This is a genomic window from Erythrobacter sp. (assembly GCF_023653175.1).
Classification (GTDB): domain Bacteria; phylum Pseudomonadota; class Alphaproteobacteria; order Sphingomonadales; family Sphingomonadaceae; genus Erythrobacter.
The window spans coordinates 1-5,295 of record NZ_JAMNXL010000218.1 but is presented as its reverse complement, the minus strand read 5'-3'; the positions used below and the strand labels follow the sequence as shown (position 1 = coordinate 5,295).

General features: G+C 66.0%; 7 protein-coding genes. 6 read left to right on the top strand and 1 reads right to left on the bottom strand.

The annotated features are described in order from the left end of the window. The 6 genes from rnpA to NBV68_RS17365 all read left to right on the top strand — a co-directional run. A partial coding sequence (gene rnpA, locus NBV68_RS17390) for a ribonuclease P protein component (protein WP_296312283.1) occupies positions 1 to 276 on the top strand: 276 nt, incomplete at its 5' end. Further along, on the top strand, positions 273 to 482 hold the full coding sequence (yidD, locus tag NBV68_RS17385) for a membrane protein insertion efficiency factor YidD (protein ID WP_296312281.1): 210 nt from the start codon (positions 273 to 275) through the stop codon (positions 480 to 482). The genes rnpA and yidD, both read left to right, overlap by 4 nt. A gap of 78 nt (positions 483 to 560) precedes the next feature. Then, complete coding sequence (gene yidC / locus NBV68_RS17380; protein ID WP_296312278.1) at positions 561 to 2,363, top strand: membrane protein insertase YidC; 1,803 nt, start codon at positions 561 to 563, stop codon at positions 2,361 to 2,363. A 7-nt stretch (positions 2,364 to 2,370) separates the two neighbouring features. Then, complete coding sequence (gene yihA / locus NBV68_RS17375; RefSeq protein WP_296312276.1) at positions 2,371 to 3,051, top strand: ribosome biogenesis GTP-binding protein YihA/YsxC; 681 nt, start codon at positions 2,371 to 2,373, stop codon at positions 3,049 to 3,051. 116 nt (positions 3,052 to 3,167) lie between these two features. Next, positions 3,168 to 4,076, top strand: a complete 909-nt coding sequence (locus NBV68_RS17370) for a lysozyme inhibitor LprI family protein (protein WP_296312272.1) — start codon at positions 3,168 to 3,170, stop codon at positions 4,074 to 4,076. A gap of 68 nt (positions 4,077 to 4,144) precedes the next feature. Next, positions 4,145 to 4,393, top strand: coding sequence for a hypothetical protein (locus NBV68_RS17365; RefSeq protein ID WP_296312269.1), 249 nt, complete (start codon positions 4,145 to 4,147; stop codon positions 4,391 to 4,393). 4 nt (positions 4,394 to 4,397) lie between these two features. Here NBV68_RS17365 and NBV68_RS17360 read toward each other — a convergent pair whose 3' ends face one another. Continuing rightward, the gene (locus NBV68_RS17360) at positions 4,398 to 5,123 is read right to left on the bottom strand and encodes a thermonuclease family protein (protein WP_296312266.1); all 726 of its coding nucleotides are present in this window, start codon (positions 5,121 to 5,123) and stop codon (positions 4,398 to 4,400) included. Positions 5,124 to 5,295 lie beyond the last annotated feature (172 nt).

Sequence of the window (5,295 nt, the reverse complement as noted above, 5' to 3'; positions counted from 1 at the left end):
TTCGGGATCACCGTCACCAAGAAGATCGGCAATGCCGTGGTCCGCAACCGCATGAAGCGCCGCTTTCGCGAGCTGCTGCGCGCCGCGCTGCCCGCGCAGGGCCTGCCCGATCACGACCATGTGCTGATCGGCCGCGCGGGCGGGGTCGAGCGCGATTTTCCCCTGATGGCCGGCGAGCTCGCCACTGCGCTGGAACGCGCGCGCGAGGGGCGCGGCGATCCTTCGGGCGGGCGGCGTCCGCGCAAGGGAAGCCGCGGGGGCGGAGGCAAGCGGTGAAGCAGATCCTCATCCTCATCGCGCGCGCCTGGCAACTCGGCCCTTCGCGGCTGATCCCGCCGACCTGCCGCTACTATCCCTCGTGCAGCCAATACGCGATCGAGGCGCTCGGCAAATACGGCGCACTCAAGGGTGGATGGATGGCCTTCAAGCGGCTAATGCGCTGCCACCCGTGGGGCGGGCACGGTCACGACCCGGTTCCCTAGGGCGAAACATGGGGGACTGGAAACGGGACCGCCTTACCCCCATAATACACCCATCCTTGCATTTCTTGGGGCTAACACTTGGACAATCGCAATCTTCTGCTCGCCGTGGTGCTTTCGGGCCTGCTCATCCTGGGATGGGATATCGGCCTGCGCTATTTCTATCCCGAAGCCGCGATGTCCGCCCAGACCAGCCCGAAAGCTGCGACCGCCGCCGCCAGGGAGGCAGGCACGACGAAGGCTGCAGGCGGTCTCGGTGCCGAAGCCGCCGCGCGCAAGGTCGATCTCAAGTCCGCGCTGACGAGCGGCAACCGCGTCGTGATCGACACCCCGCGCCTGTCGGGCTCGATCAACCTCGTCGGCGCCCGGTTCGACGACGTCACGCTCAAGGATTACCGCGAGACGGTGAAGAAGGCTTCGGGCCCCGTCCGCCTCTTCGCTCCCGAGGGGACGAACACGCAGTATTTCGCCCAGTTCGGCTTCGTCATCAATGGCGAGCGCCAGGCCCCGAACCTGCTGTGGCAGGCCGACGGCACCAGGCTGACCCCGACCACGCCGGTCACCCTCACCCGCACCGAGGCGGACGGGGTCATTTACCGCATCCGCTTTGCGGTCGACGCCAATTACATGATCACCGCCAGCCAGTCGGTCAGCAATGCCGGCACAGTGCCGGCCGTGATCCAGCCCTTCGCGCTGATCAAGCGCACCAGCGCCAACGCGACGATCGACCAATATGCCTCGCACTCGGGCGCGGTGGGCGTGTTTGCGGGCAAGCTCTACGATCCCCATTCCTATGCCGAGCTCGAGGAGATCTTCGCGCCGAAGCGCAAGCAGTTCGAGCGCGGCGAGATCAGCGAGATACCTTCCGAAAAGCCCGAAGGCGCGCCCGACTGGCTGGGCTTCACCGACCAGTACTGGCTTTCCGCGCTCGTCCCCGGAGACGGTAAGGGCAACGTCAAGGTCGACGATGCGGGCTTTCGCAGCCTCGGCAGCACGCTCTACCGCACCGATCTCATCTACAGCCCGACCACCGTGCCCGCCGGCGGCAGCCTGACGCAGGACACGCGGCTCTATGCCGGGGCCAAGGACAGCCAGATCCTCGACGTCTATGAAGAGAGCGGGATCAGCAATTTCGGCCTCGCGATCAGCTGGGGCTGGTTCGGCATCGTCGAAAAGCCGATCCTGTGGCTGCTGCGCACGCTCAACAGCGTGGTCGGCAATTTCGGCCTCGCGATCATCCTGCTCACCGTCATCATCCGCGGCCTGATGTTCCCGATCGCGCAGAAGGGCTTTGCCTCGATGGCGCAGATGAAGGCGGTGCAGCCCAAGATGAAGGAGATCCAGGAGCGCTTTGCCGACGACAAGCAGCGCCAGCAGCAGGAGATCATGAATCTCTACAAGGACGAGAAGGTTAACCCCTTGTCCGGCTGTCTGCCGATGCTGATCCAGATCCCGGTGTTCTTCGCGCTCTACAAGGTGCTGGTGCTGGCGATCGAGATGCGTCACGAGCCGTTCTACCTGTGGATCCGCGACCTTTCCGCTCCCGACCCTGCGCATATCCTCAACCTGTTCGGGCTGCTGCCCTTCGCCATCCCCGAGGCGAGCTTCCTTGCCATCGGGCCGCTCGCGGTGTTGCTGGGGATCACCATGTGGCTGACCTTCAAGCTCAATCCGGCAGCGATGGACCCGGTCCAGGCGCAGATGTTCGCGATTATGCCGTGGATCATGATGTTCGTGATGGCGCCCTTCGCGGCGGGGCTTCTGCTTTACTGGGTGACCTCGAACATCCTGACGCTGGCGCAGCAGAGCTATCTCTATTCGAAGCACCCGCAGTTGAAGGCGGCGACTGCGGCGGCGGAGAAGGCGAAAGCGGCGAAGGGTTAGGGCCGGCGTGGACGATTCCGAACTTCAGGCGGCCCTCGAGGAAGCGGCATCGCGGCTCTTTTCCGGGCCGGTCGATTTCCTGCGCTCCGCCCCGCAGCTGCAATTCCTGCCCGAGCCGGTAGTGCCCGAAATCGCCTTCTGCGGCCGGAGCAACGTGGGCAAGTCCTCGCTCCTCAACGCGCTGACGGGCCGCAAGGCGATCGCGCGGGCTTCCGTGACGCCGGGGCGCACGCAGGAGCTCAACTTCTTCGACGTCGGGCGGCCTGAGGAAGAGGGCGCGCTGCCGCTGTTCCGGCTCGTCGACATGCCCGGCTACGGCTTCGCCAAGGCGCCGGTCAAGGTGGTCGAGAAGTGGAAGGCGCTGGTCAATTCCTACCTGCGCGGGCGGCAAGTGCTGGCCCGTACGCTGGTGCTGGTCGACAGCCGCCACGGCTTGAAGGAGGTCGACCGCGAGATGATGACGATGCTCGACAAGGCTGCGGCCTCGTACCGCATCGTCCTCACCAAGACCGACAAGATCAAGGCGAGCGAGCTGGCGATGGTGGCCGAGAAAACCGCCGCCGAAGCGAAGAAACACGTCGCCGCCTTCCCCGAAATCCACCTCACCAGCAGCGAAAAGGGCATGGGGCTAGCGCGGCTTCGCGCCGCCGTCGTCGCCGATGCGCTGGGCGCGGGGTGGATGGGCTGAACCGCGGCCGTCCCGCTCCCTTGTGAGCGATTGACAAGCCCGCCTCCCCGGTCATTATCAGCGCTCTAAGCGTGCTGCGGGCAGCGGCGTGCGAATCCATCACGGGGGCGTGAACGATGATCGGGAAGCGGGTGAAATTCGCCTTTGCCATGGCGCTGGCGGCCATGTCGCTGGCGTCGTGCTCCAGCCTGACCGAGACCGGCTGTTCGGACGAGGCCTCCAAGAGCGCGCTCGAAGCGGCGGTGCGTGACGGGCTGGAAAAGGTCACCATCTCCCGCGCCAAGGACGAGAACGGCAACTCGCTGATCCCGGCCTCCTCGATCCGCGCCTCGATCGCCAAGATCAAGCTGATCATCGCGGACATCCGCACCACCAAGGAAGACCCCGACAGCACCAAGCGCTTCTGCACCGGCTCGCTCAAGATCGTCTTCACGCCCGAAACCTTCGAATCCGCCGAAGCCGCGCGCGAGCTGCTCGGGCTGTCCAAGATCAGCAACGCGATCGACGATGCGGGCCTCGACAAGGGCGCCGACTACCTCCAGGGCGAGCTCGATTACGCGGTCCAGCCGACCGATGACGGCAGCAAGGTCTTCGCCGAATTTGAGGGCGCCGACGGCAAGCTCGAGATCTTCGGCGAAGTGGTCGCCGCCTCGCTGCTGCGCGAGCGGATCGAGAACAAGGTGCGGGTCGAAAAGCAGGAAGCCGAACAGGCCCGCAAGGAGGAGGAAGAGGCGGTCAATGCGATGCTGACCGCCGAATATGAAGCCGCCGCGGCGCAGCGCAAGGCCTCGAACGAGGCAATTGCGGTGGTCTGGAACTCGATCGACGCCGACCTGCGCCAGCAATTGCTCGCCCAGCAGAAGGCGTGGATCAAGCAGAAGGATGCCGGTTGCAAGGTCGAAGGCCTGCAATATTCGACCGAGCCGACCGAACAGCGCACCGCCGAGGCAACCTGCCAAGCGCGCGAGAACACCCGCCGCATGGAACAGCTGCGCGGCTACATCTCCTACAACAGCGGTTATTGAGGCGCGTTGCTGTTTTCGCCGATGCGCTGGGCACGGCGTAGATGGGTTACGGGCCGAAGGGTTCAGTGATGGGCGACATTTTCCTGCGCCTCGACCGGATCGTTCAGGCGTTCATCTGTGCCGGGGTATTCTGGTTCCTCGCGGCGATGGTGCACTACGGCGCGGAAGAATTCACTTCTCTCGAGGCCCACATGGTCCAATCCGCGCTCGAGACGCTGATCGTCGGGCCCTTCGGCCGCGTGGGCGGGACGATCTTTCTGGTGCTGCTCGGCATGATTGCGGGGGCCGCCGTGCTGATGCGGCAGCCGCGGGCCTGACGCGCTATTCCTTCGACCGGCGGAAGCCCGCCGCGATTGCCTCGCGTTCGGTGCAGAACAAAGCCTCGGGGCGGGTCGCGTCGTAATATTTCTGGCCGGGCAGGTGGTAGATATAGCTGCCATAGCGGCTGTGGTTACCCTTGATCGCGCAGCCGAAGGCGTTGGTGTAGCGGGCTTCGCGCGCCGGGCGCTGCGGGGCGGTGCGGGCCGGGACCTCGTCCGCTGCGGCGCGCGCCAGCAGCGGCGCGGCCTGCGGATTGGCGGCGCGCCATGCGGCAGGCTCCTCGAACTCGCCTGCCCATATCCCGAACTGCAACTGCCGCGCAAAATCGCGCGCTTCGGCATAGTCGGCAGGCGCATCGTCTCCGAACGGAACCGCAAACCCGCGGCGCACCATCTCGTGGCCGAGATCGAACAGCGCAGTGCGGCAGGTCGCGAGCGTGCGGCCATAGCGGTCGGTGCCTAGCGCGGTGCACTCCAACGGCCCGCCCGCGAGGATTTCGTGCAAGGCCGCCGCCGCATCCCTGCCGCAGTCCCACGCCGCGCCATCGCGCCGGCATTGCTGCGCGCTCTCGGGCGCGTCGATGCCGATCAGGCGGATGCGGGTGCCGGTCATGTCGATGGTGTCGCCGTCGATCACTTCGGCGGGGCCGGCCAGGACATTGGCTGCGGCGGGCGAGCTCGCCAGAACGGCAAGGGCGGCGACAAAGAGGAGCAGAGGCTTGCGCATGGCTCAAGTCTAGAGGGCGCTAGGTTAAGACCCCGTCACCGCCCGCGCCCGCCCGTCTAGCGCACCTGCGCGCGGAACCTCACCGTGAAATTCGGCTGGTTGGTCGCGCTTGTCGCTGCGGCCATCGTGCCGGTGGGGGCGATTCGGATGCCGCGGACGTTGGCGTCGAAGC

Excerpts from the sequence above, each read along its gene's own strand:
- NBV68_RS17370 (WP_296312272.1), top strand. The coding sequence starts at position 3,168 with ATGATCGGGAAGCGGGTGAAATTCGCCTTTGCCATGGCGCTGGCGGCC.
- NBV68_RS17365 (WP_296312269.1), top strand. The coding sequence starts at position 4,145 with ATGGGCGACATTTTCCTGCGCCTCGACCGGATCGTTCAGGCGTTCATC.
- NBV68_RS17360 (WP_296312266.1), bottom strand. The coding sequence starts at position 5,123 with ATGCGCAAGCCTCTGCTCCTCTTTGTCGCCGCCCTTGCCGTTCTGGCG.